This is a genomic window from Aeromonas salmonicida (genome assembly GCF_028355655.1).
Classification (GTDB): Bacteria; Pseudomonadota; Gammaproteobacteria; order Enterobacterales; family Aeromonadaceae; genus Aeromonas; species Aeromonas salmonicida.
The window spans coordinates 4,567,031-4,592,069 of the sequence record NZ_CP110645.1 but is presented as its reverse complement, the minus strand read 5'-3'; the positions used below and the strand labels follow the sequence as shown (position 1 = coordinate 4,592,069).

The 25,039-nt window shown below is 61.9% G+C and carries 20 protein-coding genes; 6 read left to right on the top strand and 14 right to left on the bottom strand.

Going from position 1 to position 25,039, the window contains the following annotated elements:
* Positions 1 to 11: 11 nt before the first annotated feature.
* The 4 genes from nirC to ONZ54_RS21350 form a co-directional block, all read right to left on the bottom strand.
* Entirely contained in the window at positions 12 to 824 is an 813-nt protein-coding gene (gene nirC, locus ONZ54_RS21365) for a nitrite transporter NirC (RefSeq protein ID WP_271787090.1), read from the bottom strand.
* Positions 825 to 874: 50 nt separating this feature from the next.
* A complete protein-coding gene (gene nirD, locus ONZ54_RS21360) occupies positions 875 to 1,192 on the bottom strand; it encodes a nitrite reductase small subunit NirD (RefSeq protein ID WP_271787089.1) in 318 nt (105 codons plus the stop codon).
* Positions 1,192 to 3,738, bottom strand: coding sequence for a nitrite reductase large subunit NirB (gene nirB / locus ONZ54_RS21355; RefSeq protein WP_271787088.1), 2,547 nt, complete (start codon positions 3,736 to 3,738; stop codon positions 1,192 to 1,194). The genes nirD and nirB overlap by 1 nt, the downstream gene beginning before the upstream one ends.
* A gap of 290 nt (positions 3,739 to 4,028) precedes the next feature.
* Complete coding sequence (locus tag ONZ54_RS21350; protein WP_265467891.1) at positions 4,029 to 4,949, bottom strand: LysR family transcriptional regulator; 921 nt, start codon at positions 4,947 to 4,949, stop codon at positions 4,029 to 4,031.
* Positions 4,950 to 5,139: 190 nt separating this feature from the next.
* On the opposite strand from ONZ54_RS21350, the gene ONZ54_RS21345 reads away from it, so the two are divergent.
* Positions 5,140 to 6,534 carry an MFS transporter gene (locus ONZ54_RS21345; RefSeq protein WP_271787087.1) on the top strand — a complete coding sequence of 465 codons (1,395 nt, stop codon included), beginning with the start codon at positions 5,140 to 5,142 and terminating at the stop codon, positions 6,532 to 6,534.
* A 73-nt stretch (positions 6,535 to 6,607) separates the two neighbouring features.
* Here ONZ54_RS21345 and hslU read toward each other — a convergent pair whose 3' ends face one another.
* The 4 genes from hslU to argS all read right to left on the bottom strand — a co-directional run bounded on the left by hslU (position 6,608) and on the right by argS (position 11,302).
* Complete coding sequence (hslU, locus tag ONZ54_RS21340) at positions 6,608 to 7,936, bottom strand: HslU--HslV peptidase ATPase subunit (protein ID WP_005318386.1); 1,329 nt, start codon at positions 7,934 to 7,936, stop codon at positions 6,608 to 6,610.
* 64 nt (positions 7,937 to 8,000) lie between these two features.
* The gene (gene hslV / locus ONZ54_RS21335) at positions 8,001 to 8,534 is read right to left on the bottom strand and encodes an ATP-dependent protease subunit HslV (RefSeq protein ID WP_005318389.1); all 534 of its coding nucleotides are present in this window, start codon (positions 8,532 to 8,534) and stop codon (positions 8,001 to 8,003) included.
* 191 nt (positions 8,535 to 8,725) lie between these two features.
* Positions 8,726 to 9,553 carry an SPOR domain-containing protein gene (locus ONZ54_RS21330; protein WP_059168219.1) on the bottom strand — a complete coding sequence of 276 codons (828 nt, stop codon included), beginning with the start codon at positions 9,551 to 9,553 and terminating at the stop codon, positions 8,726 to 8,728.
* A gap of 3 nt (positions 9,554 to 9,556) precedes the next feature.
* Entirely contained in the window at positions 9,557 to 11,302 is a 1,746-nt protein-coding gene (gene argS, locus ONZ54_RS21325; RefSeq protein WP_271787086.1) for an arginine--tRNA ligase, read from the bottom strand.
* A gap of 313 nt (positions 11,303 to 11,615) precedes the next feature.
* Here argS and ONZ54_RS21320 point away from each other — a divergent pair, with 313 nt between their 5' ends.
* From ONZ54_RS21320 to ONZ54_RS21310, 3 genes are all read left to right on the top strand, one after another.
* Positions 11,616 to 12,182: an LON peptidase substrate-binding domain-containing protein gene (locus ONZ54_RS21320; RefSeq protein WP_021138448.1), complete on the top strand. Its 567-nt coding sequence runs from the start codon at positions 11,616 to 11,618 to the stop codon at positions 12,180 to 12,182.
* Between the two features lie 132 nt (positions 12,183 to 12,314).
* Positions 12,315 to 12,884: a sigma-70 family RNA polymerase sigma factor gene (locus ONZ54_RS21315; RefSeq protein ID WP_005318397.1), complete on the top strand. Its 570-nt coding sequence runs from the start codon at positions 12,315 to 12,317 to the stop codon at positions 12,882 to 12,884.
* Positions 12,877 to 13,554, top strand: a complete 678-nt coding sequence (locus ONZ54_RS21310) for a ChrR family anti-sigma-E factor (RefSeq protein ID WP_271787085.1) — start codon at positions 12,877 to 12,879, stop codon at positions 13,552 to 13,554. The genes ONZ54_RS21315 and ONZ54_RS21310 overlap by 8 nt, the downstream gene beginning before the upstream one ends.
* A 63-nt stretch (positions 13,555 to 13,617) precedes the next feature.
* Here ONZ54_RS21310 and bacA read toward each other — a convergent pair whose 3' ends face one another.
* The 6 genes from bacA to galE form a co-directional block, all read right to left on the bottom strand.
* Positions 13,618 to 14,433 carry an undecaprenyl-diphosphate phosphatase gene (bacA, locus tag ONZ54_RS21305; RefSeq protein WP_265432007.1) on the bottom strand — a complete coding sequence of 272 codons (816 nt, stop codon included), beginning with the start codon at positions 14,431 to 14,433 and terminating at the stop codon, positions 13,618 to 13,620.
* A 271-nt stretch (positions 14,434 to 14,704) separates the two neighbouring features.
* Positions 14,705 to 15,700 carry an aldo/keto reductase gene (locus ONZ54_RS21300; protein WP_271787084.1) on the bottom strand — a complete coding sequence of 332 codons (996 nt, stop codon included), beginning with the start codon at positions 15,698 to 15,700 and terminating at the stop codon, positions 14,705 to 14,707.
* A gap of 151 nt (positions 15,701 to 15,851) precedes the next feature.
* Positions 15,852 to 16,832, bottom strand: a complete 981-nt coding sequence (gene galM / locus ONZ54_RS21295; RefSeq protein WP_271787083.1) for a galactose-1-epimerase — start codon at positions 16,830 to 16,832, stop codon at positions 15,852 to 15,854.
* A gap of 281 nt (positions 16,833 to 17,113) precedes the next feature.
* The gene (gene galK / locus ONZ54_RS21290) at positions 17,114 to 18,262 is read right to left on the bottom strand and encodes a galactokinase (protein WP_059168213.1); all 1,149 of its coding nucleotides are present in this window, start codon (positions 18,260 to 18,262) and stop codon (positions 17,114 to 17,116) included.
* Complete coding sequence (locus ONZ54_RS21285) at positions 18,259 to 19,317, bottom strand: UDP-glucose--hexose-1-phosphate uridylyltransferase (protein ID WP_271788315.1); 1,059 nt, start codon at positions 19,315 to 19,317, stop codon at positions 18,259 to 18,261. Before ONZ54_RS21285 ends, galK begins: the two co-directional genes overlap by 4 nt.
* Positions 19,318 to 19,400: 83 nt before the next feature.
* The gene (galE, locus tag ONZ54_RS21280) at positions 19,401 to 20,414 is read right to left on the bottom strand and encodes a UDP-glucose 4-epimerase GalE (RefSeq protein ID WP_271787082.1); all 1,014 of its coding nucleotides are present in this window, start codon (positions 20,412 to 20,414) and stop codon (positions 19,401 to 19,403) included.
* Between the two features lie 204 nt (positions 20,415 to 20,618).
* Here galE and ONZ54_RS21275 point away from each other — a divergent pair, with 204 nt between their 5' ends.
* Positions 20,619 to 21,623 carry a substrate-binding domain-containing protein gene (locus tag ONZ54_RS21275; protein WP_271787081.1) on the top strand — a complete coding sequence of 335 codons (1,005 nt, stop codon included), beginning with the start codon at positions 20,619 to 20,621 and terminating at the stop codon, positions 21,621 to 21,623.
* Between the two features lie 218 nt (positions 21,624 to 21,841).
* Positions 21,842 to 24,919 (top strand): beta-galactosidase, encoded by a 3,078-nt coding sequence (locus ONZ54_RS21270; RefSeq protein ID WP_271787080.1) that lies wholly within the window; start codon positions 21,842 to 21,844, stop codon positions 24,917 to 24,919.
* Positions 24,920 to 25,039: the final 120 nt, after the last annotated feature.

Sequence of the window (25,039 nt, the reverse complement as noted above, 5' to 3'; positions counted from 1 at the left end):
GGGCCTCCGGATCAGGCTATTTGGGTCTGGCTGACGGCGGCGTTGGCGTCTGTCACTGCGACCGGACGATCCGCTTTCGGGGTGGCATACCAGTAGCCCAGTCCCATGAAGAGGGCGCCGGAGACGGTATTGCCGAGCGTTACCCACAGCAGGTTGTGGCCTATGCCGCCCAGGGTGTAGGCCTCAGAATGGGCGCCGAACCAGGAGAGGGCGAACAGCGTCATGTTGGCGACCGAGTGCTCATAACCGGAGGCGATGAAGGCCAGCAGGCACCACCAGATGGCGATGAACTTGGCGGTACCCTCGGTGCGCAGCGCCATCCAGATGGCGAGGCAGACCAGCCAGTTGCAGAGGAGCCCTTTCATAAACAGGGTCAGGGCCGGTGCCTGGGTCTTGGCCAGCGCCACCTTGTGGGCCAGGCTGCCCGCATCCGGCAGCAGGCTGCCGCCGTAGGAGTAGATCAGCGCCACTGCGATGGATCCGAGCAGGTTGCCAGCCCAGGTCTGGGGCAGGATGCGCAGCAGATCGCCCATGGCGATCTTGCCTGTCTTCACCCCGAAGGTGAGGAACATGGTGTGGCCGGTGAACAGCTCGGAGCCGGCGATGATCACCAGGGTCAGGGCGATGCCGAAGGTGGCTCCCATCACCAGCGGGCGAATGCTGGGGTCGACCAGATTGCCCAGGGTGAAGATGAGGATGATGCCCAGGCCCACATAGGCCCCCGCCATGGCGGAGCTGAGCCAGAAGCCCAGCTTGTCGCTGCGCTCGAAGCGGTTGATGCGGGCCGCATTGGCGGCGCATTTGTTGATGGTCTCGGTATACATAGGTGTTCTCTTTAAGGGGCCACCTGTGGGCAGCCCCGATATTCATGGAGTTAAACGGCGACCCAGACTTGCTGGTCGCGCACTTCGACGGGGTAGCTCTGCACCGACATGGCTGCATTTTCGAGACAGTGACCGTCGCTCAGGCGAAAGTGCTGCTTTTTGAGCGGGCTGGCGACCCAGAGCTCACCCTCGTGTTCGCAAACCAGACCCCGCGACAGCACGTTGGCGGCGAAGAAGGGATCCCGGTTGTCGATGGCGAACACCTTGGCCGCGTCGCTCGGGCGGAACAGGGCGATTTGGCGCCCTTCCAGCAGGGCACAGACGCCTGTGCCCGGAAAAATGTCATTGAGCTGACAGGCTAATTTCATCACTTTGCCTCCACTTCGATCTGGTAGACGGGAATGCGCTCCGCCGGAGTGGCGGGCCTGTGCTGATCGCGCTCGCTGACGAACTGCACGTCCGGGTCACGCTTGCCGCTGTTGATGAAGTGGCTGAAGCGCTTGAGCTGCTCCTCTTCATTCAGGGTGCGGGACCACTCGCACTCGTAGCTGTCGATCAGCACCTGGATGTCGCGCTCCAGGGTGGCATTCAGTCCCAGCTTGTCGTCGACGATTACCTCGCGCAGGTAGTCGACCCCGCCCTCCAGGTTGCCGAGCCAGACCGAGGTGCGCTGCAGCTTGTCGGCGCTGGTGACGTAGAACATCATGAAGCGGTCGATCAGCTTGATGAGGGTCTCCCGATCCAGGTCGGAGGCCAGCAGGTCGGCGTGGCGCGGCTTCATGCCGCCGTTGCCGCCCACATAGAGGTTCCAGCCTGCGTCCGTGGCGATAATGCCGACATCCTTGCCCTGAGCTTCCGCACATTCGCGGGTACAGCCGGAGACACCGAACTTCATCTTGTGGGGGGTGCGAATGCCCTTGTAGCGGTTCTCGAGGAAGACCCCGAGGCCTACGCTGTCCTGCACGCCGAAGCGGCACCAAGTACTGCCGACGCAGGTCTTGGCCATGCGCAGCGCCTTGGCGTAGGCCTGACCTGTCTCGAAGCCCGCGGCCAGCAATTTCCGCCAGATGGCGGGCAGATCGTCCTTCTGGGCACCGAACAGGCCGATGCGCTGGGCACCGGTGATCTTGGTGTAGAGCTGGTAGTCGCGGGCCACTTCGGCCACCGCCAGCAAGCCTTCCGGGGTCACTTCACCACCGGCCATGCGCGGGATGACGGAGTAGCTGCCGTCTTTTTGCATGTTGCCGAGGAAGATGTCGTTGGTGTCCTGCAGCTGGGTGTTGAGCGGGCTCAGCACATAGCCATTCCAGCAGGAGGCGAGGATGGAGCCGACCGTGGGTTTGCACACCTCGCAGCCATAGCCGTGTCCGTGTCTGGCCAGCAGCTCGTCGAAGCTCTTGATCCCTTCCACCTTGACCAGGTGGAACAGCTCCTGGCGGGAGTGGGGGAAGTGGGCGCAGAGGTGGTTGTTGACCTCTATGCCCTGCTTCACCAGCTCGGCGTTGAGCACCTGGCTGATGAGCGGCACGCAGCCGCCGCAGCCGGTACCGGCCTTGGTGTGCTGCTTGATGGCGGCCAGCGTGGTGTGGCCCTCGGCGACCGCCTGGGCTATGTCGCCCTTGGAGACGTCGAAGCAGGAGCAGATCTGGGCGGTGGACGGCAGGGCATCCACCCCCAGGGTCGGCTTGGCACCGGCATAGGCGGGCAGGATCAGGGTATCCGGGTGGGCGGGCAGCGGCATGGCGTTGAGCATCAGCTGCAGCAGGTTGCCGTAGTCATCCACATCGCCAACCAGCACGGCGCCGAGCAGGCGACTGTTGTCTTCGCTCACCACGATACGCTTGTAGACGCCGGTCTGATCGTCCTGGAATACATAGCTGTGGCTGCCGGGGGGGCGGCCATGGGCATCGCCGATGGAACCGACGGAGACGCCGAGCAGCTTGAGCTTGGCGCTCATGTCCGCCCCTTCGAAGCGGCTGTCGCCCCCGAGCAGGTGGTCGACCGTGATCTGGGCCATCTTGTAGCCAGGTGCCACCAGGCCGAAGAAGCGACCCTGCCAGGCGGCGCACTCGCCGATGGCATAGATGTCGGGATCCGAGGTGAGGCAGTGATCGTCGACAGCTACGCCGCCACGGTCGGCGATGGCCAGTTCGCAATAACGGCCGAGGGTGTCCTGCGGACGTATGCCGGTGGAGAAGACCACCACATCTACTTCAAGCGTGCTGCCGTCGGCAAAGGCGAGGCGATGCCGGGCGTCACGACCGCCGTGCATCAGGATCTCGCTGGTACTCTTGCTGGTGTGAACCTGCACCCCCATGGATTCAATCTTGCGGCGCAGCAGCTGGCCACCCTGACCGTCGAGCTGTTCCGCCATCAAGACAGGAGCGAACTCCACCACATGGGTCTCGAGGCCGAGCGCCTTGAGGGCGCCGGCCGCTTCCAGGCCGAGCAGGCCGCCACCAATGACAACACCACTCTTGCCGCTCTTGGCGGCGCTGCGGATGGCTTTCAGATCCTCTATGGTGCGGTAGACGAAGCACTCGTGGTGCTGACTTCCTGCAATGGGCGGCACCCAGGGGTAGGAGCCGGTGGCCAGCACCAGCTTGTCGTAGCCGACGATAGTGCCCTTGTTGGAATGCACTTCGCGGGCCACTCTGTCGATTTTTTTCACCGCTTCGCCGAGCAGCAGGCGGATGCCGTGCTTCTCGTAAAAACCGGGTTTGACGAGGGAGAGATCTTCGCTGGTATGGTGGGAAAAGTAGGAGGAGAGATGGACTCGATCGTAGGCGGGACGCGGTTCTGCACCGAAGACGGTGATCTCGAACCGGTCCGGATCGGCCCGCTCGATCAACTCTTCGATGAAGCGGTGCCCCACCATGCCGTTCCCTATGACGGCCAGCCTGACTTTGCTCATGATTGCCTCTAGTTTGGAGTAATAAAACATCATTCTGAGGCTAGGCTACCCAGTCGCAGGGACGGGACGATTGATGCAAATCAAGTGTCTATTTATATATCTCCTCAGGGGTAATTCGATACAATTCAAAGCTATACATAAATAGGTATACCAGTTGTGCATTCTGGACTTTGGCTGTCACGGGGTAAGGGGGGGAGCCCGTCTGGCCAAGCATAATGAAAGAAAACACCTCGGCAGAGGTGCTTTCACTGTCGGCGTCTAGGTAGTGCTGCGGATTATGGCAGCACAGATCACCGCTCTTTCGCGGTGGCCTGATAGGGGGCGCGGGCGCAGGTTTCGCGGATGACGGTGCGCAGCCAGCGGTGGGCCGGATCGGCGTCCAGCCGCGGGTGCCAGAGCAGGGCCAGGGTGATCCCGGGCAAGGGGAAGGGCAGGGGCAGAGTCACCAGATCGGCGTGCAGGGAGGCGCAGTGCAGGGCTGGCACGGTCGCCACCAGATCGCTGCCCCGCACCAGCGCCAGCGCAGTGGCAAACCCCGGCACCAGGGTGGTGATGGCACGCTCCAGCTTCAGGGCGGCGAGCGCCTCGTCGACGGGGCCGTGCTCCTGCCCGCGCCGCGACACCAGCACATGGCGGGCGGCGGCATAGCGGGCGGCGGTCAGGGGCTCCTCGCACAGTGGATGGCCCGGCCGTACCACGGCGACGAAGCGATCCTGAAACAGCGCCTGGGTGCGCAGCTCGGGCGCCGTATTGGTGCCGATCACGCCGGTTTCAAAATCCAGCTCACCGCTGCGCAGGGGCTGACTCTCCTTGTCGGGCTTGGCCATGAAATGCAGCCGCACCCCGGGCGCCTCGGCGGCGAGCCGCGCCAGCAGGGCCGCCCCGACACTCTCCACGAAACCGTCGCTGGATCTGAGACGAAAGGTGCGCACCAGGTGGGCCGGATCTATCTCCTGCTGGGGGCGCAGTACGGCCTCAGCCTCCTGCACCAGCTGGCTGACCCGCTCGCGCAGGGCCAGGGCGCGTGGTGTTGGCACCAGCCCCCGGCCCGCTCGCACCAGCAGCGGATCCCCCGTGGTGTCACGCAGGCGGGCCAGTGCCCGGCTCATGGCGGAGGGGCTGAGTTTCAGCCGCCTGGCCGCCCCGGCCACGCTGCCCTCATCGAGCAGCGCATCCAGGGTCAGCAGCAGATTGAAATCGGGGGTGGTCATGGTCGTGCCCTCGCCGAGCCGGGTGTTAGGGGTGACCAACCTGATGGCGGTCGGTTGGATTCATCATACGCGAGAATCCGGCTCTTCATATGGCGTGCCGTGCAGCTATAAGTTGCAAGCCATGCGTCTTCCGCCAGATACACGCTCTGACTAGCCTTGTTGGCATCATAGTTCGCCGGAGGTCATGCCCATGTCACATTCCATCACAATCCCGACGCCTTTTGCCCGCCGTGCTGGCCTGCTGGCGCTCGGTCTTGCCACCCTGTTGCCCATGCTGGCGGGGAGCATGGCCAACATGGTACTGCCCGCGTTGGGGCAGGTGTTTGCCGTCCCCTTTGCCAGCGTGCAATGGGTACTGGTGGCCTATCTGCTGGGGATTACCTGCCTGACAGTGGTGGCTGGCAGGCTTGGGGACAGGTTTGGCCGGCGGCGTTTGCTGCTCTGGGGCATGGCGTTGTTTGCATTGGCGTCCCTGCTGTGCGCCCTGGCTCCCACCATAGGTTGGCTGATTGCGGCGCGCGTCCTGCAGGGAGCCGGTGCTGCCTGCATGCTCTCTCTGGCGCTCGCCATGGTGGGGCAGCTGGTGCCACCAGAGCGGCGTGGCTGGAGCATGGGACTGCTCGGTACCCTGTCGGCCTGCGGCACAGCCCTCGGCCCCTCGTTCGGCGGCCTCTTGATCGGGGCGTTTGGCTGGCAGGCTCCCTTTCTGTTGCTGGTGCCCGTCAGCCTGCTGGCACTGGGTGCCGGCAGGCTGGGTCTGCCACCTGAGGGCGCTTTGCCACAAAGAGAGAGGGTGAACCTGGCGAGTCTGTCGATGCTGGTGATGGCGCTGCTCTGCTACGGGCTGGCGCTGACCTCGGGAGGGACTTTGGCGCTGGGGTTGTGGGCGGGGGCACTGCTTGTCACTGCACTGTTCATTCGCCGCGAGCGCCTCGACCCCTCTCCTCTGTTGCCACTGGTGCTGTTGGCCGAACCCAGGCTCAGGGGCGGCTTGCTCGCCAGTGCCCTGGTGGCCAGCGTCATGGTGGTGACATTGCTGATCGGCCCCTTCTACCTGCGCGGTGTGTTTGACCTCGATATGGCGACGGTCGGGCTCATGATCTCGGGGGGACCCCTGCTGGCCGCCTTGACGGGTATGCCTGCCGGCTGGCTGGTGGACAGGTTTGGCGTGCTATGGGTCGTTCGGTCGGGGTTGGCTGTCATGGTCATAGCAGCCCTTGGACTGGCAACCCTGACGGCGGGATATGGTCCGCTCGGCTATCTGTTGCCCATACTGCTGCTGACGGCCGGTTATGCCCTGTTCCAGACCGCCAACAACAGTGCCGTGGTCGGTGGGGCGAGTGAGCAGGCACGGGGGGCAGTAGCGGGCTTGTTGACCCTGTCGCGCAATCTGGGTCAGCTGACGGGAGCGGCCGGGCTCGGTGGCCTGTTTGCCACTCTGGTGGGGACGCACAATCTGAGCATGGCCATGCCGACCGATCTGGTGTTCGGTACTCAGGTTACCTTTGCCCTGACCGGCCTGCTCACAGGGTTGGCGCTATGGCTGGTGGGGCGCAGACGAGAGGAGGCGCTGGCGGTGGTGTGAGGATCATGAGACACAAAGAAGACGCCCCCATAGTGGAGGCGTCCAGAATAGTCAGTGCTGTGCCGAGACTCGCTTACAGGATAAAGCGGCTCAGGTCCTCATCTTCAATCAACTTGCCGAGGTGAGCGTTGACGTAGTCGGTGTCGATCACGAAGGTCTCGCCGGACTTCTCGGAGGCATCGAAGGAGATGTCTTCCATCAGTCGTTCCATCACGGTATGCAGGCGACGGGCACCTATGTTCTCGGTGCGCTCGTTGACCTGCCAGGCCGCTTCGGCCAGACGGCGGATGCCGTCCTTGGTGAACTCGATATTGACCCCTTCGGTGGCCATCAGCGCCTTGTACTGATCGGTCAGGGAGGCGTTCGGCTCGGTCAGGATACGCTCGAAGTCATCTGTGGTGAGCGCGGTCAGCTCGACCCGGATCGGCAGACGACCCTGCAGCTCGGGGATGAGATCCGACGGGCGGGCGACCTGGAAGGCGCCGGAGGCGACGAACAGGATATGGTCTGTCTTGACCATGCCGTGCTTGGTGTTGACGGTACAGCCTTCCACCAGCGGCAACAGGTCGCGCTGTACCCCTTCACGGGAAACGTCCGGGCCTGAGCTCTCGCCGCGTTTGCAGATCTTGTCGATCTCGTCGAGGAAGACGATGCCGTTGTTCTCGACCGCCGCTATGGCTTTTTGCTTCAGCTCTTCCGGGTTGACCAGACGAGCGGCTTCCTCTTCGATCAACGCCTTCATGGCCTCTTTGACCTTGATCTTGCGCTTTTTCTTCTGGTTCTGGCCCAGGTTCTGGAACAGCCCCTGCAGCTGGTTGGCCATCTCTTCCATACCCGGCGGTGTCATGATCTCGACGCCCATCGGGGAGGCTGAGAGCTCCAGTTCGATCTCCTTGTCATCCAGCTGACCTTCCCGCAGTTTCTTGCGGAAGATCTGGCGGGTGTTGGAGTTGTCGGCTTTCTCTTCCTCACCCCAGGTGTTGCGCGGGTTGGGCAGCAGGGCGTCGAGGATGCGCTCTTCGGCGGCCTCCTCGGCGCGGTATTTCATCTTCTCCATCTCGGTCTCGCGCACCAGCTTGATGGCGACGTCGGTCAGGTCACGGATGATGCTGTCCACTTCCTTGCCCACATAGCCCACCTCGGTGAACTTGGTCGCTTCCACCTTGATGAAGGGCGCGTTGGCCAGCTTGGCCAGACGACGGGCGATCTCGGTCTTGCCGACACCGGTAGGGCCTATCATAAGGATGTTTTTCGGGGTCACTTCATGGCGCATCTCTTCACCGAGCTGCATCCGGCGCCAGCGGTTGCGCAGGGCAACGGCGACGGCGCGTTTGGCATCGGCCTGACCAATGATGTGTCGGTCCAGCTCGTGAACGATTTCTCTCGGGGTCATCTCGGACATGATGGCATTCCTGTATCCGGGGCGGGCAGGGCCCACCCCTTCGAAAATGGGTTACTTGGCTGGCTTATTTGGCTGAATAGTCCAGCACTTCTATGGTGTGGTTGCCGTTGGTGAAGACGCAGATGTCGCCCGCAATCTTGAGGGACTTCTCGACTATGGTTTTGGCATCCAGCTCGGTGTTTTCCAGCAGGGCGATGGCCGCGGACTGGGCGAAGTTGCCGCCCGAGCCGATGGCGATGAGATCCTGCTCCGGCTGCACCACGTCACCGTTGCCGGTGATGATGAAGGATTTGTGTTCGTCGGCGACCGCCAGCAGAGCTTCGAGGCGGCGCAGGGCGCGATCGGTGCGCCAGTCTTTGGCCAGCGCCACGGCGGCGCGCTCCAGATTACCCTGATGGGCCTGCAGTTTGGCTTCGAAGCGTTCGAGCAGAGTGAAGGCATCGGCAGTACCGCCAGCGAAACCCGCCAGCACCTTGCCGTTATAGAGACGATGAACCTTGCGGGCGTTGCCCTTCATGACGGTGTTGCCGAGGGATACCTGGCCATCACCACCGATCACGACCTGACCGTTGCGGCGAACTGAAACTATGGTAGTCACTTTACTTACCTCGCTTGAGCCGAATAACGGCCTGACTGTGCATGGCAAGAAAGATGGGGATGCCCGACTGGCTTTTCAACCCTGGGGGAGTATCCGAAGCGGGTCGACCGCTATCGAGACTGGGTGGCGCAGAAAAGAGAAAGGGCCGGGTCTGTCGACCCGGCCCTTTCTCAAGGTTCCCCTGACGGCGGTCACCCCTTCTTGGGGATGCAACCGCTGATGCCAGCGCTTTGCAGCTTGCGGTTGGCCGCATCTGTGGCTGCCTTGCCGCTGAACGGACCCACCATCACCTTGTAGACGGCACCACCGGCTCCGTTGACAACTTGCAGGCTGGAGGAGAGCCCGGCGGTGAAGGCGATACGGGCCTTGAGCGATTCGGCAGAATCTTGCGAACGCAGGGCGGCGCACTGCATCATGTAGCGTCCGCTGTCGTCGCCCGTGGCTGCCGCAACTTGTGGTTTGGGCGCAGCGGCCCGCTCACGTTCCAGTTCGGCACGGATCTCCCGCTCCATCCGCTCCCGGTCCGCCTGACGATCGATCACCTGCTCCTGGGCGCTGGCCACAGGGGCGGGTTTGGCCGGTTGAACCGGTTGCGGCTTGTAGGGCTGCACCTGACCAATGGGCGTACCCGGTTGTGGGATGTCGGTCGGCACCGGCTGCGGCAGTTTCTCCGGCTGCAGGGTGAGCGTCTCCGCCGGTGGCGGCGGCAACACACCCGGCTGGGGAGGTGGCGCTATGACATCGACCTGCTTGTTTTCAAGCCGTTCGATATAGCTCCACTTCTCCTGGGGCAGACCATTGTTCTGCGTCTTGGGCTTGTTGGCCTTGACCTGTTCTTCAATGGTGGGGGCATCGCTGCCCTTGCCATTGATCATGTAAAGGAAGCCGCCGAAACCCGCCAGCAGCGCCCCGGCCAGCAGTGCCGGGATAACAGGAAAGCGGCGAGGTGCCGCTTTCTTGGTGTTACGACCACCGGCCCGTCTTCTCGGGCTGTTGCCGACGTAATCCCGGGTTGCCATCTATTACATGCGCTCCAGGGTATGAATGCCCAGCACGCCCAGACCCAGTTTCAGGACCTTGGCAGTGGCGGCGCACAGCAGCAGGCGGCTCTGGCGCGTGGCTTCATCGACGCCATCCTTGTTGATCGGACAGGCTTCGTAGAAGGTCATGAAGTTGCCTGACAGCTCGTACAGATAGGTACAGAGCAGGTGTGGCATGCCTTTGTCGGCAACGCCGTTGACCGCGTCGGAGAACTGGATCAGCTTCTGGGCCAGTACCTCTTCCGCCTCTTCGTTCAGGGTCACGTTGCCAATAAGCGTGCTGGCATCGATGTTGGCTTTGCGGAAGATGGACTGGATGCGGGTGTAGGCATACTGCAGATAGGGCGCAGTGTTGCCTTCAAACGACAGCATCATGTCCCAGTCGAAGATGTAGTCTGTGGTGCGGTTCTTGGAGAGATCCGCATACTTGACCGCGCCCATGGCGATGGCGTTGACCACGTTGGCCTTCTCTTCGGCAGAGAGGTCGCTGTTGCGGCTCTCCAGCAGGGCGGCGGCGCGCTCTTCCGCTTCATTGAGCAGGTCAACCAGCTTGACGGTACCACCGGAGCGGGTCTTGTAGGGACGGCCATCCTTGCCCAGCATCATGCCGAAGGCGTGGTGCTCGAGCGGTACGGACTCAGGTACATAACCCGCCTTGCGGGTGATGGTCCAGGCCTGCATCAGATGCTGGTGCTGACGGGAGTCGATGAAATACATGACCCGGTCGGCGCCCAGGGTTTCATAACGGTATTTGGCACAGGCGATGTCGGTGGTGGTGTAGAGGAAACCGCCATCGCTCTTCTGGATGATGACGCCCATGGGCTCGCCATCCTTGTTCTTGAATTCGTCCAGGAAGACAACGGTGGCGCCTTCGCTCTCGATCGCCAGCCCTTTGGCTTTCAGGTCGGCAACGATCTCCGGCAGCATGTCGTTGTACATGGACTCGCCCATGATGTCCTTGTTGGTCAGGGAGACATTCAGGCGGTCGTAGTTGATCTGGTTCTGTTCCATGGTCATGTCGACCAGCTTTTTCCACATGGTGCGGCAGTACTCATCGCCACCTTGCAGCTTGACCACGTAGTTGCGCGCACGCTCGGCGAAGGCTTCGTCTTCGTCGTAGCAACGCTTGGCCTGGGTGTAGAAGGCTTCCAGATCCTTGAGCGCCATATCGCTGGCGTGCTCGTTGGCCATCTTCTCCAGATAGGCGATCAGCATGCCGAACTGGGTACCCCAGTCACCAATGTGGTTGGCGCGCACAACCTTATGGCCGAGGAACTCCAGAGCACGAGCGGCCACATCACCGAGCACGGTAGAGCGGATGTGGTGCACGGCCATCTCTTTGGCGACGTTCGGCGCCGAGTAGTCCACCACCACGGTTTGCGGCGTCGGCAGCTTCACGTTGGCGTTGGCGCTGGTCACCATGGCCTCGACCTGGCCGGCCAGCCAGCGCTGGTCGAAGAAGAAGTTGATGAAGCCGGGACCGGCGATCTCGACCTTGGCGATCAGATCCGAGGCGGGCAGGTTTTCAATGATGGCAGCGGCCAGCTCACGGGGATTCTTGCGGGCCGGTTTGGCCAGCAGCATGGCCAGGTTGGTGGCCAGGTCACCGTGAGCCTTCTCCTTGCATCGGTCTACTTGCACCCGGGCTTCCAGGTCCGCCGGCAAGACGCCTGCTGACTTGAGATTGGCTACCGTTTGTTCAAGTAGATGATGAATATGCTCTTTCATAACTGACCACCAAGGTTGCGCGTCGAAAAATGACTGATATATAAGGGCGTGAATTTTACCCGCATCGGCCCGAGAAAACTATAGGGACGGCCCGCCAGAGTTGGTCGGACGGATATTTCACTGCATTTGTCACCACTATCCAGAATATTCACTGGGATAAGCGGTGCTTATCCATTTCTACTGCATATCGAATTGGGTTGTCCAGGCTATTTTCCCCTGATTGTTAAGGGTTTTTCTATTCCAACTGGCACTCAATGATCTGCTCTGGTGCGGTCGTCGTATCAAGAAGCATCTCCAACAGAGGAATAACCTGATGAAACTGGCGCTGTTTCCCCTCTCGGCTCACCTGCTGCCCGGTGGCATCATGCCGCTGCGCATCTTCGAGCCCAGATACCAGCGCATGATCGCCGAGGCGGGAGATCAGGGCTTTGTGCTCTGCATGCTCGACCCTCGCCAGCCCGATGCGCTGCGCAACATGTACCCCATCGCTACCCGGGTGCGAATAGTCGATTTCGATCAACTGCCGGACGGTCTGCTGGGCATTACAGTGCTCGGCATGGAACGGGTCAGGATCGTCGATCTGTGGCAGGAGTCCGACGGGCTGAGAGTCGGCGAGGTGGAACTGCTGCCGCTCTGGCAGACAGGACGACTCAATGCCGACCAGCACTCCCTAGTCAGTGCATTGCAGGAGGTGTTCAACGACTACCCGGAGTATGCGGCTCTCTACCACAACCCCGACTGGGATGATGCCAGCTGGGTGGCCCAGCGCTGGTTGGAGGTGTTGCCCATTCCCGTAGAGCAGAAGCAGTGGCTGCTGGCGGCGGAGAACAACCTGCCCGCGCTTTCCCTGCTGAGCGGCCTGCTGGTTGCCACTCATTGAGCGCGAATGTGCGACCCAGGGGTGATCCTTTTTCCGCGTCAGGCGTAATGGTGATGACCACAACATTCAAGGTATGGCGCAATGGCATATACTGGCCAACCCCAATCGACTCTGCGCAGGATATCGCCCCCCATGGACAATCCAGATGGCGATCTGAAGTCTCTTCTCATTCGGGTGGCCGAACATGCCGACAAGGCCGCGTTTGCCACTCTGTTCACTCACTTTGCGCCGCGCATTCGCAGCTACGGCCTGCGTCACCTCGGCAGCGAGGCCAACGCCATGGAACTGGTACAGGAGACCATGCTGCTGGTGTGGCAGAAGGCTCGTCTCTACCATCCCGAGAAGGGGGCACCAACCACCTGGATCTACACCGTCATGCGCAACCAGAGCTTCGACATGCTGCGCCGCCGCCGCGCCAGCAAGGAGGATCTCTGCGCCGAGGAGTTGTGGCCCATGCTGGAGTTCAGAGCGGAAGAGGAGCATCTGAGCGGTGGTGAAGATGCGGTGCTGACCCGCCAGATGGCGCACTATCTTGCCACCCTGCCGGAACCGCAACAGCAGGTGGTGCGCGGCATCTATCTGCAGGAGTTCTCCCAGCAGGAGCTGGCGGAGCGACTCGGCGTGCCCCTTGGCACCATCAAATCTCGCCTCAGACTGGCATTACAGAAATTGAAAGAGCAAGTGGAGCAAGGCCATGATTAAAACCCATCCGACTCACGCCATGTTGCGCGCCTTCGCTGCCGACGAGCTGCCCCTGCCGCTGGCCGTCGGTGTCTCTGCCCATTGTGAGCTCTGCCCCGAGTGTGCTGCCAGTCTGCGAGCCTGCGAAGAGGAACTGGCTCGCCAGTATCTGGAGCCGACCGAGCAGTCAGCCGAGGTGAGCGAGCCCATGCCAGCCGGACTCGACGCCGTACTGGCCGGCATATTGCAGCAGCCAGTGGCCAGCCAGGCCGAGCTCGGCCAACCGGCGCCGTCTACCCCCGAATTGCAGGTAGCCGGCCATTCATATCGCCTGCCCAGGGTGCTTGCCCGCCACCATGCCCCCAAGTGGCGCCATATCGGTGCCATTCGCCAGCACAGCTTGCCGCTGGACGAGATGGGGGCCCGCGCCAGTCTGCTTCACATTGAGGCCGGTGGTCGCATCCCCGAGCACACCCATCAGGGTTACGAGCTGACCCTGTTGCTGGCGGGCAACATGCAGGATGGTGACACCTGCTATCAGGCGGGGGACTTCATCTGGCGCGATGCCAGCCATGCCCACAGCCCGCATACGCCGGATGGTTGCCTCTGCTACACGGTGCAGGATGCGCCGGTCCAGTTCACCAAGGGACTGTCGCGGCTGCTCAACGGCATCACCCATCGTCTCTATTGAGGTGGGGCAGCAATAGAAAAAGGGACCGAAAGGTCCCTTTTTCATTCGGCTATTTGCCTGTCATCAGGCAACAAACACCAGGTAGACGGCGAAGGCTACGATGAAGCGGTAGATGGCGAACGGGATGAAGTCGAGGCGACGGATCAGCGCCAGGAAGGTCTTGATGGCAATCATGGCGACCACGAAGGCAGTGATGAACCCCACCGCAAACATGGGAAAGTCGGCCATGGAGAGGAGGTCGCGGCTCTTGTAGAGATCCAGCCCGCTTGCCGCCACCATCATGGGCACCGCCAGAATGAAGGAGAACTCGGCAGCTGCCTGACGGCTGATCCCCATCAGCATGCCGCCGCTGATGGTGGCACCGGAGCGGGAGAAACCGGGCCAGAGCGCCAGACACTGGAACAGACCTATGCCGAACGCCTGCTTGTAGCTGATGTCATCCAGTGTCTCGGAGCGTACCGTCGGACGAAACTTCTCGGCGATGATCAGCAAGATGCCGCCGGCAACCAGGGCGTACATCACGGTTTCCGGTCCGAACAGGTTGGCTTTGATCCAGCTGTGAATCCCCAAGCCGATGATCACGGCGGGCAGCATGCCGAGGATGATGTGCACCAGGGAGAGGGTGGCGTGATCCTGAAGTGGTTTCTGGCCAAAGTGGATGCCAATCAAGCCAAACAGGCGGCGCCAGAAGACGGCCACGACAGCGAGAATGGAGCCCATCTGGATCACCACTTCGAAGGTGGCGGCCTTGGGCCCTTCGAAGCCCAGCAGGTGGCCGACGATGATCATGTGGCCGGTCGAGGAAACGGGCAGAAACTCGGTCAGGCCCTCTACTATGCCCAGCACAAAGGCGACAAACAGGGCGTAAGACTCTGTCATGGTTCAGATCTCTTGGTTGATTGGTCCGGATAAGGTCAACCCCGAGCTGGGTCGGGGTGGCCAATGATGGAGGAAAACCGGGCAGGCAACCAGAAAATATTGGGGCGCAGTGAGGGGCTGTCGTCATACAGGGTTGCCAGATCCCATCCTGCTCCTCCCTTGTCAGGGGAGGGGGCCCGTCTCTCGGGGAAGGTGCCGTCGTCACGTCCCTCTTGTCCACGCCGATGCAGCAGTGGCTCCTCCCCCTTGCAAGAGCGGCGGCGGGAGAGGGTCAGGCCAGGGTCGTCTCTATCTGCCGTTGCAACGGCTCATCCAGCGGGGGTAAGGCGAGGGCATCGACAGCGTTCACTATTTGCTGGGGGCTGCTGGCGCCAATCAGGGCGCAGCTCACCACGGGATCGCGCAGCACCCACTGCAGCGCCAGTTGTGACAGATCCTGTCCTCGCTGCTGCGCCAGGGTGTGCAGGGCCCGGATCCTGGCCAGCTTGTCCTGGGTGATCTGTTCCGGCTTGAGAAAGGGGCTACCGCTGGCGGCACGGGAATCCGCCGGTATGCCCGCCAGATAACGGTTGCTGAGCAGGCCGCCAGCCAGTGGCGAAAAGGCCACCACTCCCACGCCTTGCTCGCGGCAGACCGGCAGGGTTTCGGCCTCTATTTCCCGCTGAAACAGGGAGTATTTGAGCTGATTGACCAGGCAGGGAGTCCCGAGTTCGGCCAGCCGGCTCGCCGCCCGGGCGGCCAGTTCGGCCGGATAGTTGGAAAGACCGACATAGAGCGCCTTGCCCTGACGCACCATGAGCGCCAGTGCCTGGCAGGTTTCTTCCAGAGGGGTGCGGGGATCCGGCCTGTGGTGATAGAAGATGTCCAGGTAGTCGAGTCCGAGCCGGCGCAGACTCTGGTGCAGGCTGGCAAACAGATACTTGGTGCTGCCGCCGTCGCCGTAGGGGCCGTCCCACATTACATAACCCGCCTTGCTGGCGATGATCAGCTCGTCTCTGTAAGGAGCCAGACTGCCCTTGATCACGCGGCCGAAGGTGGTCTCGGCGGAGCCGGGGGGGGGCCCGTAGTTGTTGGCCAGATCGAAGTGGGTAATGCCCAGATCGAATGCCTGATGCACCATGGCTTTCACTCTGGCGGGATCGCTGCTCTCGCCGAAGTTGTGCCACAGCCCCAGCCCTATGCTGGGCAGGCGCAGGCCGTGGCGGCCGACGGGTCGATAGGGTTGGCGCTGGTAACGGTCGGGGGCGGCTAGGTAGTTGTCATCCATAAAGACTCCTGAATCGGCTCGATAACTGTCAGTGTGCTGTCATGCCCGGTGTCGTTGGCCAAAGCCCCCACCCTTGTCGGAAGAAAGGGCGCAAACAAAGCGCCTCGTTGTCAGAGGGGAGGTCGGGAGAATGACGCCACCAGCACCTGTTTTAGTCTGCGGGGATAAAACGGTAACGGGTCTGGTGATGATAGTGCTGGCCCGGCAGCAGCCAGGGATCACCGAGCGCTGGCCGGTTGGGACTGTCTGGCAGCTGCTGCGCTTCAAGGCAAAAGCCGTCGTAATCCTGATGGGGCTGACCGCTGCGGTTCGGCGTGTTGGCCAGCCAGTTGCCGGTGTAGAACTGCAACGAAGGCTGGTTGGTATAGACCTCCATCGTCAGCTGTTTATCCCCCGACACCACCTGCGCTGCTCGCCCCTGTTCAGGACCATTGAGGAGAAAAGCGTGATCGTACCCCTTGGCCTGCCGTTGCTGGGGGTGGCTCAGCCAATCCAGGCCCATGGGACGTGCAACCCGCAGATCGAAGGGACCTTCCACTGGCACAATGGTCAGCGGCAGGCCGCTGCCGTCGGTAGGCAGGAAGTAGTCGGCATTGAGACTGATGGCATGGTCGCGCACATCGCCGCCCTTGCTGCCCCCATCCAGATTGAAATAGACGTGGCTGGTGAGGCTGACCGGAGTAGGGGCATCTGTGCTGGCTCTGAACTCCACCACCAGGTCGTACTGTTCCAGTCGATATTCCATCGTCACCCGCAAGTTGCCGGGAAAGCCCTGATCCCCTGCCTTTGACAGCAGGACGAGTTTGACCCGATCCGATTCCTGTTCCTTGATCTGCCAGATCCTGTGATGAAACCCCTCCTGTCCACCGTGCAGGCAGTGAGGCGGTTGATTGGCATCCAGAGCCCAGTGCTGGCCATCACGCACCAGCTCTGCCCCGCCGATGCGGTTGGCAAAACGGCCCGCGACGGCGCCCAGCCACACCTGTTGTGCGGGATAGGCTTCATCGGCGCAGCCCAGCAGCACTTCACGCCGTGAGCCCGCTACCGGCAGGGTGAGGGAGGTGAGGGTGGCGCCAAAATCGAGGCCGCGCAGGCGCAGCCCTTCTTCATTTTCCAGCTCGAATGGTGTCATGGCTTGCCTGCCCCTATGCTGGTATGGGTGCGGCAGACAGGACTGTCAGTCGTGATGATCGGGTGCATACCGTCATGGGGTGTGAAGGCTGTCATAGCTTGCCCGCTCCTGTGCTTGTATGGGTACGGCAGACATGACTGTCAGTCGTGATGATCGGGTGCATGCCGTCATGGTGTGTGAAGGCTGTCATGGCTTGCCTACCCCTGTGCTGGTATGGGTACGGCAGACAGGACTGTCAGTCGTGATGATCGGGTGCATGCCGTCATGGGAAGTGAAGGCGGTCATAGCTTGCCCGCTCCTGCACTGGCGCGGCAGACATAGCTGTCGGCCTTGATGCCGAAGCGGGCCGGGTACTCGGCGTCGACGGCGGCAATCACCTCGGCGACCTGCGCCGGGCGGAGCAGGGCAACCACGCAGCCACCGAAGCCGCCACCCGTCATCCGCACACCGCCCTCGCGGCCAAGCTTGGTTTTTATGATCTCCACCAGACCGTCGATGGGGGGCACGGTGATTTCGAAGTCATCGCGCATGGCGGCGTGGGACTCGGCCATCAGTTGGCCGAGGCGTACCAGGTCGCCGGACTCCAGCGCATCGGCAGCGGCCAGAGTACGGGTGTTGTCACCCACCACATGGCGGGCGCGGCGGTAACAGACCTCATCCAGTCCGGCTTTGCCTGCTTCAAGTGCAGCCAAGTCCAGATCCCGCAGTGCCTTGACCCCGTAGTGGCGGGCGGCGGTTTCACACTGCTGGCGGCGGGTGTTGTACTCGCTGTCCACCAGACCGCGGCGCACGTTGGAGTTGACGATCAGCACCGCCAGGTCGGATGGCATGGGGATGAGGCGGGTTTCGAGCGAGCGGCAGTCGAGCAGCAGGGCATGATCCTGCTTGCCGCTGGCGGAGATCATTTGATCCATGATGCCGCAGTTGCAACCGACGAACTGGTTCTCCGCCTGCTGACCGTTGAGGGCAATCTCGGCCTGGCTGATGTGAAGCCCCAGCGCCTCCTTGAAAGCCTGGCCTATGGCCACTTCCAGCGAGGCGGACGATGAAAGACCTGCCCCCTGAGGCACGTTGCCCGAGACCACCAGATTGAGGCCGTGCAAGGCCTGGCCGCGCTCCTGCAGGTACTTCACCACACCGCGTACATAGTCGCTCCAACGTTGGCTGGGGTGGTGCTCTATGGGCTGGTGCAGGTCGAACAGGTCGCGCTGGTTGTCGTAATCGGCGGCGATCACCTGCACCTGACTGTCGCTGCGCAGACCGATGGCGACACAGGTTTCGTAGTCGATGGCGCAGGGCAGTACGAAGCCGTCGTTATAGTCGGTGTGCTCGCCGATGAGATTGACGCGGCCGGGGGCGCGCACCAGCAGGTCAGGTTGCTGTTCGAACTGCTCGACAAAAACGGCGCTGACGCGTTGGCTGGGGGTCATAGGGCCTCCTCATTGGCTTGGCTGGTGTGTTTGTAGTGGATTGGACTGAGTGCGCGAAGTCGTTCTGCCGCTTGTTCCGGCGTCAGATCGCGCTGGGTCTCTGCCAGCATCTCGAAGCCCACCATAAATTTGCGCACTGTGGCGGAGCGCAACAGCGGCGGATAGAAGTGGGCGTGCAGTTGCCAGGCCTCGGGGCAGTCTGAATGGGGCGGGGCGAAGTGCCAGCCCATGGAGTAGGGAAAGCTGCACTCGAACAGATTGTCGTAACGGCTGGTGAGCTCCTTGATCGCCATCGCCAGATCCTGCTGCAGCTCGGGGGTGAGGCTCAGCAGGGAGGGGACATGGGTCTTGGGCAGCAGCAAGGTTTCGAACGGCCAGGCGGCCCAGAAAGGAACGACTGCCAGCCAGTGTGCGGTTTCCACTACGATGCGGCTGCGATCTGCCAGCTCCCGCTCTACATATTCGACCAGCAGCGGGCGACCGTGCTCGGCCAGCCAGTCGCGCTGGTGCTGCTCTTCGCGGGCGATCTCGTTGGGCAGAAAGTCGCTGCCCCAGAGCTGGCCATGGGGATGGGGGTTGGAGCAGCCCATGACGGCGCCCTTGTTTTCAAACACCTGCACCCATTGCCACTGGCTCGACAGCTCGGCCACCTGTTCCATCCAGGTGGTGATCACTGCCTCTATGGAGGGCAGCGGCAGCTCGGGCAGTGTCTTGCCGTGATCCGGCGAGAAGCAGATGACCCGGCTGGTGCCGCGGGCGGCTTCCAGTTTCAGCAGGGGATCCTGGTCGCCGCGGGTGGCCGGTGTGTCTTGCATCAGGGCGGCGAAGTCGTTGGTGAAGACGAAGGTGCCCTGATAGTCCGGGTTCTTGTCGCCGGTGACGCGCTGGTTGCCCGCACAGAGGAAGCAATCCGGATCGTGGGATTGGCTCGGCGCCTGACTGACCTTCTCGACCTGACCCTGCCAGGGACGCTTGGCCCTGTGGGGGGAGACCAGCACATATTGACCGGTCAGCGGGTTGAAACGACGGTGGGGGTGATCAACAGGGTTGAACATCATCACTCCTCATTACCTGATGAAATGGATGGGGTGGCCGCCAACGGGGGCCTGGAAGAGAGGGCGAGCGGCGCTGTGCATGCTTACGCCTCGTACCCCTGTGGATTTCTGGACTGCCAGCGCCAGCTGTCGGCGCACATGGTTGCGAGATCACGGTTGGCACGCCAGTTCAGCTCGCGCTCGGCCTTGGCGGGATCGGCCCAGCACTCGGCGATGTCGCCTGGGCGCCGGGGTTCGATGCGGTAGGGCAGCGACCGACCGGAGGCGGCTTCGAACGCCGCGATCATCTGCAGCACGCTCTGGCCCTGGCCCGTGCCCAGGTTGTAGATATGTACGCCGCCCTGACGGGCGCAATGTTGCAGTGCTTTGACATGCCCCTCGGCGACATCCATTACGTGGATGTAGTCGCGCCCCCCTGTGCCATCGACGGTGGGGTAATCGTTCCCAAAGACGGAGAGAGTGTCGCGGCGGCCGATGGCGACCTGGGTCAGAAAGGGCATCAGATTGTTGGGGATACCCTGGGGATCTTCCCCCATGGTGCCGGACTCGTGGGCCCCGACCGGGTTGAAGTAGCGCAGCAGCGTCATGCTCCAGTGCGGTTCGGCTCGTTGCAGATCCTCGAGGATCTCTTCGATGATCAGTTTTGATCGACCATAGGGATTGGTGGCGCTGCGGGGGAAATCTTCCCGGATGGGCGTGCTGGCCGGATCACCATAGACGGTGGCCGAGGAGCTGAAGACCAGGCTGTTGACCCCCGCGCGTTTCATCGCCTGCAACAGGGTGAGGGTGCCAGCGAGGTTGTTTTCATAGTATTCGAGGGGAAGGCGGGTTGATTCACCGACCGCCTTGAGGGCGGCAAAATGGATCACGGCGGCTATCTGCTGTTCGGCGAAGATGCGATCCAGCAGTGCCGGGTCACGTATGTCCCCCTGATAGAAGAAGGGGGCACACCCGCTGATGGCGGCGATGCGGGCCAGAACGCCCACCTTGCTGTTGCAGAGATTATCCACCACCACAGGCTCAATCCCAGCGGCCTGCAGGGCCAGGCAGGTGTGGCTGCCAATATAGCCGCAACCGCCGGTGACCAGTACTTTCATCCTCTTCTCCATGCTGAAAAAAGCCTGTGAAGGAGTTTAGCCGAGCCCCTGACGAGCAAACTGTGAACTGCTTAACAAAAGCGTGTAAACGATTACACTTGCGTGTGTGGTCATAAATGACACGACTTGGCTTTTTCCCCTGTCATCACTGATGATGCCCGGTATAATGGCTCCGTCTTGAACCGTGAAATAAGTGAAAACAGCATGAGTACCATCAAGGATGTCGCCCGTTTGGCCAATGTATCTGTGGCAACGGTTTCACGGGTGATGAACAACTCACCCAAGGCCAGTGCTGCTTCTCGCGAGGTGGTACAAAAAGCCATGGCCGAGTTGGGCTATACCCCCAACGCCAACGCCCGAGCACTGGTCAGCAAGACCTGTGACACCATGGGCGTGCTGGTGGGTGACGTGGCAGATCCCTTCTTCGGTGCCCTGATCAAGGGGGTCGCTGCGGTGGCGGTGGAGCAGGGATTGCACCTGCTGATGGGTAATGGTTTTCACAGGGCGCAGCAAGAGCGCGAGTCCATCGACTTGCTGATCGGCAAGCGGTGCGAGGCGCTGGTGGTACACAGCAAGGCGTTGAGTGACAAGGAGTTGATCGATTATGCCCTGCGGGTGCCCGGCATGGTGCTGATCAATCGCGATATTCCTGCCTTGAAGGGGCGCTGCATCGCTCTCAATAATCGACAGGGGGCCGCCACTGCGACCCGGCATCTGCTGGAGCTGGGCCACCGGCATATCGCTTTTCTCAGCTCGGACCACGCCATCGAGGATGCTACCTTGCGGTTGCAGGGTTACCAGGATGCGTTGACCGAGGCTGGGCTGCGCGCCGATCCCGAGCTGGTCGAGAGCGGCATGCCCAACGAGGAGGGGGGGGAGCGCGCCATGCTCAACCTGCTGGCCAAAGGGCAGCACATCACGGCCGTGGTTGCCTACAACGATGCCATGGCTGCGGGGGCCATCTCCGTGCTGGCTGACAACGGCCTCAAGGTGCCTGAGGAGGTCTCGGTGGTGGGCTTCGACGACATCATCTACGCCCGATACCTGAGGCCCAAGCTTTCCACCATGCGTTATCCCATCGAGCTGATGGCGGCCCAGGCAGCCAAGCTGGCGTTGCAGCTGGCGGCGGGTGAAAGTGAAGCTGTGCAGAGCCGCATTTACACCCCGACGCTGATCAATCGTCATTCTGTGGCACCCGTTCGAGCCTGATCCCTCCTATTTCCGTCAGTTTCCTGTCCCGGATCGCCTTTTTTCAGGTGGGCGATCCGGCTGCGCTCATTTTTACCTTCATTTAGCGATTTTTTACCCTGCTTTACTTAACACAATTGGTGTAATCGTTTACATCTGTGTGAGCGAGATCGCCGATCCCCAGGCAAAACTCCCCTACACTGCATAGGTTTTCAGCGTCGATGCAGGGAGAGAAAAAGATGCTCAGGGAGATAGTGGCCCGTCAGGATTGGCAGACCCAGGCGATTACATCGGTGAATCGTCTGGCGGCTCATACCCCCTTGTTCAGCTGGCGCAGTGAGGCGGATGCCCGTACCGCTCTCGCCTCACCGTCACGGTTGCTGCTGGATGGCGAATGGCGTTTCTCCTTCTTCGAGGCACCGGAGTTCGTGCCTGAGCAGTGGCTAGAGCAGGATCTGGCGGATGCCTGTGCCATCTCAGTGCCCGGCAACTGGCAGCTGGATGCCGCCTATCCGGCGTCGCGTCCCGCCACTGACGGCCCCATCTACACCAATATCAAGTATCCCTTCCCCTGTGATCCGCCCAGGGTACCGGCAGACAATCCGACCGGCTGTTACTCCCGCGAGTTCGAGTTGCCCGCCGACTGGCCGGCCAGCTGCCAGACTCGCATCATCTTCGATGGGGTGGACAGCGCCTTCTACCTGTTCTGCAACGGCCGCTGGATCGGTTATTCCCAGGACAGCCGGCTGCCTGCCGAATTCGATCTGAGTCCATACCTCAATGCCGGTTGCAACCGGTTGGCGGTGCTGGTGCTGCGCTGGTCTGATGGCTCCTATCTGGAAGATCAGGACATGTGGCGCCTCGGCGGGATTTTCCGTTCCGTCAGCCTGCTGAACAAACCCGAGCGCCATCTGATGGATGTGCGGCTGACACCCGTGCTGGATGCCTGTTATCGAGATGCTCGCCTCAAGGTGGCGCTGCAAGTCAATGAGGGGGCCGGGCTGGCGGTGGAGGCCAAGCTCTATTTCGGTGAGACGCTGATCGCCGACCGGCGCCAGCCGCTGGGCACAGGCGCCATCGACGAGAAGGGCGCTTACACAGACAGGGCCGAGCTATGGCTGGAGGTAGCGGCGCCGCACAAGTGGAGCGCCGAGACGCCCCACCTTTATCGACTGACCCTGACCCTGCTGGATGAACAGGGCGAGCCCATCGAGAGCGAGGCCCATGACGTGGGCTTCCGGGCGGTGGAGATCCGTGACGGTCTGCTGCGGGTCAATGGCCAGCCTCTGCTCATTCGCGGTGCCAATCGTCATGAACACGACGCAGCCCTGGGCCATGTGGTGACCCCTGCCGCCATGGAGCAGGATCTGCGGTTGATGAAACAACACAACTTCAACGCGGTGCGCTGCTCCCACTACCCCAATCATCCTGACTTTTATCGCCTGTGCGATCGGCTCGGTCTCTACGTGGTGGACGAGGCGAACCTGGAGACCCATGGCATGGTGCCCATGGGGCGACTGGCGCAGGATCCCGCCTGGAGTGGCGCGTTTCTGGAGCGGGTCACCCGCATGGTGGCGCGCGACTTCAACCACCCCTCCATCATCATCTGGTCACTGGGCAACGAATCCGGCTATGGCCCTGCCCACGACGCCATGTATGGCTGGCTCAAGCGCAGTGATCCGAGTCGTCCGGTCCAGTACGAAGGAGGCGGGGCCGACACGCCCGCTACCGACATCATCTGCCCCATGTATGCCCGTACCCATCAGGATCAACCCTTCCCGGCCGTGCCCAAGTGGGCGCTGGCCAAGTGGATCGGCCTGCCGGGCGAGACCCGGCCACTCATCCTGTGTGAATACGCCCATGCCATGGGCAACAGCCTGGGGGGCTTTGCTCACTATTGGCAGGCGTTTCGCGATCATCCCAGGCTGCAGGGCGGCTTCGTGTGGGATTGGGTGGATCAGGGGCTCGACAAACAGACCGGCGATAGCCGCCACTATTGGGCTTACGGCGGTGACTTCGGCGACCAGCCCAACGATCGCCAGTTCTGCTGCAATGGCCTGCTGTTTCCGGACAGGACGCCCCATCCCGCCCTGTTCGAGGCAAAGCGGGCCCAGCAATTTTTCGAGCTGACATTGCTGAGCCAGCATCCCCTGGTGGTGGGGATCGACAGTGAATACCTGTTCCGTACCACGGATAACGAATTGCTGCGCTGGCGACTGTGCGAGAACGGCGTTGTCGTGCTGCAGGGGGAATGCCCACTCACACTCGCACCTCGGGCCAGTGTGGCGCTGACCTTGCTGGATACGCTGCCAGCCTTTGCGGCAGGCTCCCTCGCCTGGCTGGAGCTGGCCATAGTGCAACCCGCAGCTACGGCCTGGGCCGAGCCGGATCATGAGGTGGCGCACCAGCAATTTATGCTGCCAACGCCCATGGCGATTCCGGCGGCGTTTAACCCTGCCGCGATAAGCGAGCAGCCGGATCACTGGCTTGTCTGCGCGGCTGGCAGCGAGTGGCAACTGGACAAAAGCAGCGGCCGTATCCGCAGTTGGCAGAAACATGGCCGCGAGCGGCTGCGGGAGGCCATTGCCGATCACTTCTATCGCGCGCCGCTGGACAACGACATAGGCACCAGCGAAGCGGATCACGCCGATCCCGACGCCTGGATTGCCCGTTGGGAAAGGGCAGGGCTCAACCATCTGCAGCATCGCTGTCTCGGGTTGGAGGTCAATGCTCATCAGGGCTGTGTGGTGGTCACCCACGGTTACTTCGTCAACGAGGCGCTCAAGCTATCGACCCGCTGGCAGCACAGCTTTGGCGCCGATGGTGCCATGGGACTCACCATCAGGGTGGAGGTCGCCGCAGACATGCCATCGCTGCCCCGTATCGGTGCCAGGCTCTGGCTGGATGAAGGAGTGAACCATGAGTTCAATGAGGTGAGCTGGCTGGGCCGCGGCCCCCATGAGAACTATCCGGATCGCCTGCTTGGCGCAGATCTCGGTCGCTGGCAGTTGCCTCTGACGGCTCTGCACACCCCTTATGTGTTCCCGACCGACAACGGACTGCGTTGTGAGACGCGCCAACTGTTGCTGGGGGACCTGACGTTCGAAGGGCAGTTCCACTTCAGCGTCAGTCGCTACAGTCAGCAGCAGTTGACCCTGGCGCGCCATCAGACCGATCTGGTGGCGCAGGGAGGCCTGCACCTCTGTCTCGATGGTTTTCATATGGGGGTGGGTGGCGATGATTCCTGGAGCCAGAGCGTGCGACCGGAATATTGGTTGCAGCCAGGGAGCTACTATTGGAACTGTGTTCTACGCTGAATCTGACCTGCTCATAGGTAGCGAAAAGGCACGTTCAGGTCCCCATCAATCGGGGTTAACTTCAACACCATGATTTTTAATGAATTTATTGCTATGTAACAGAGTGTAAACGTTTTCATT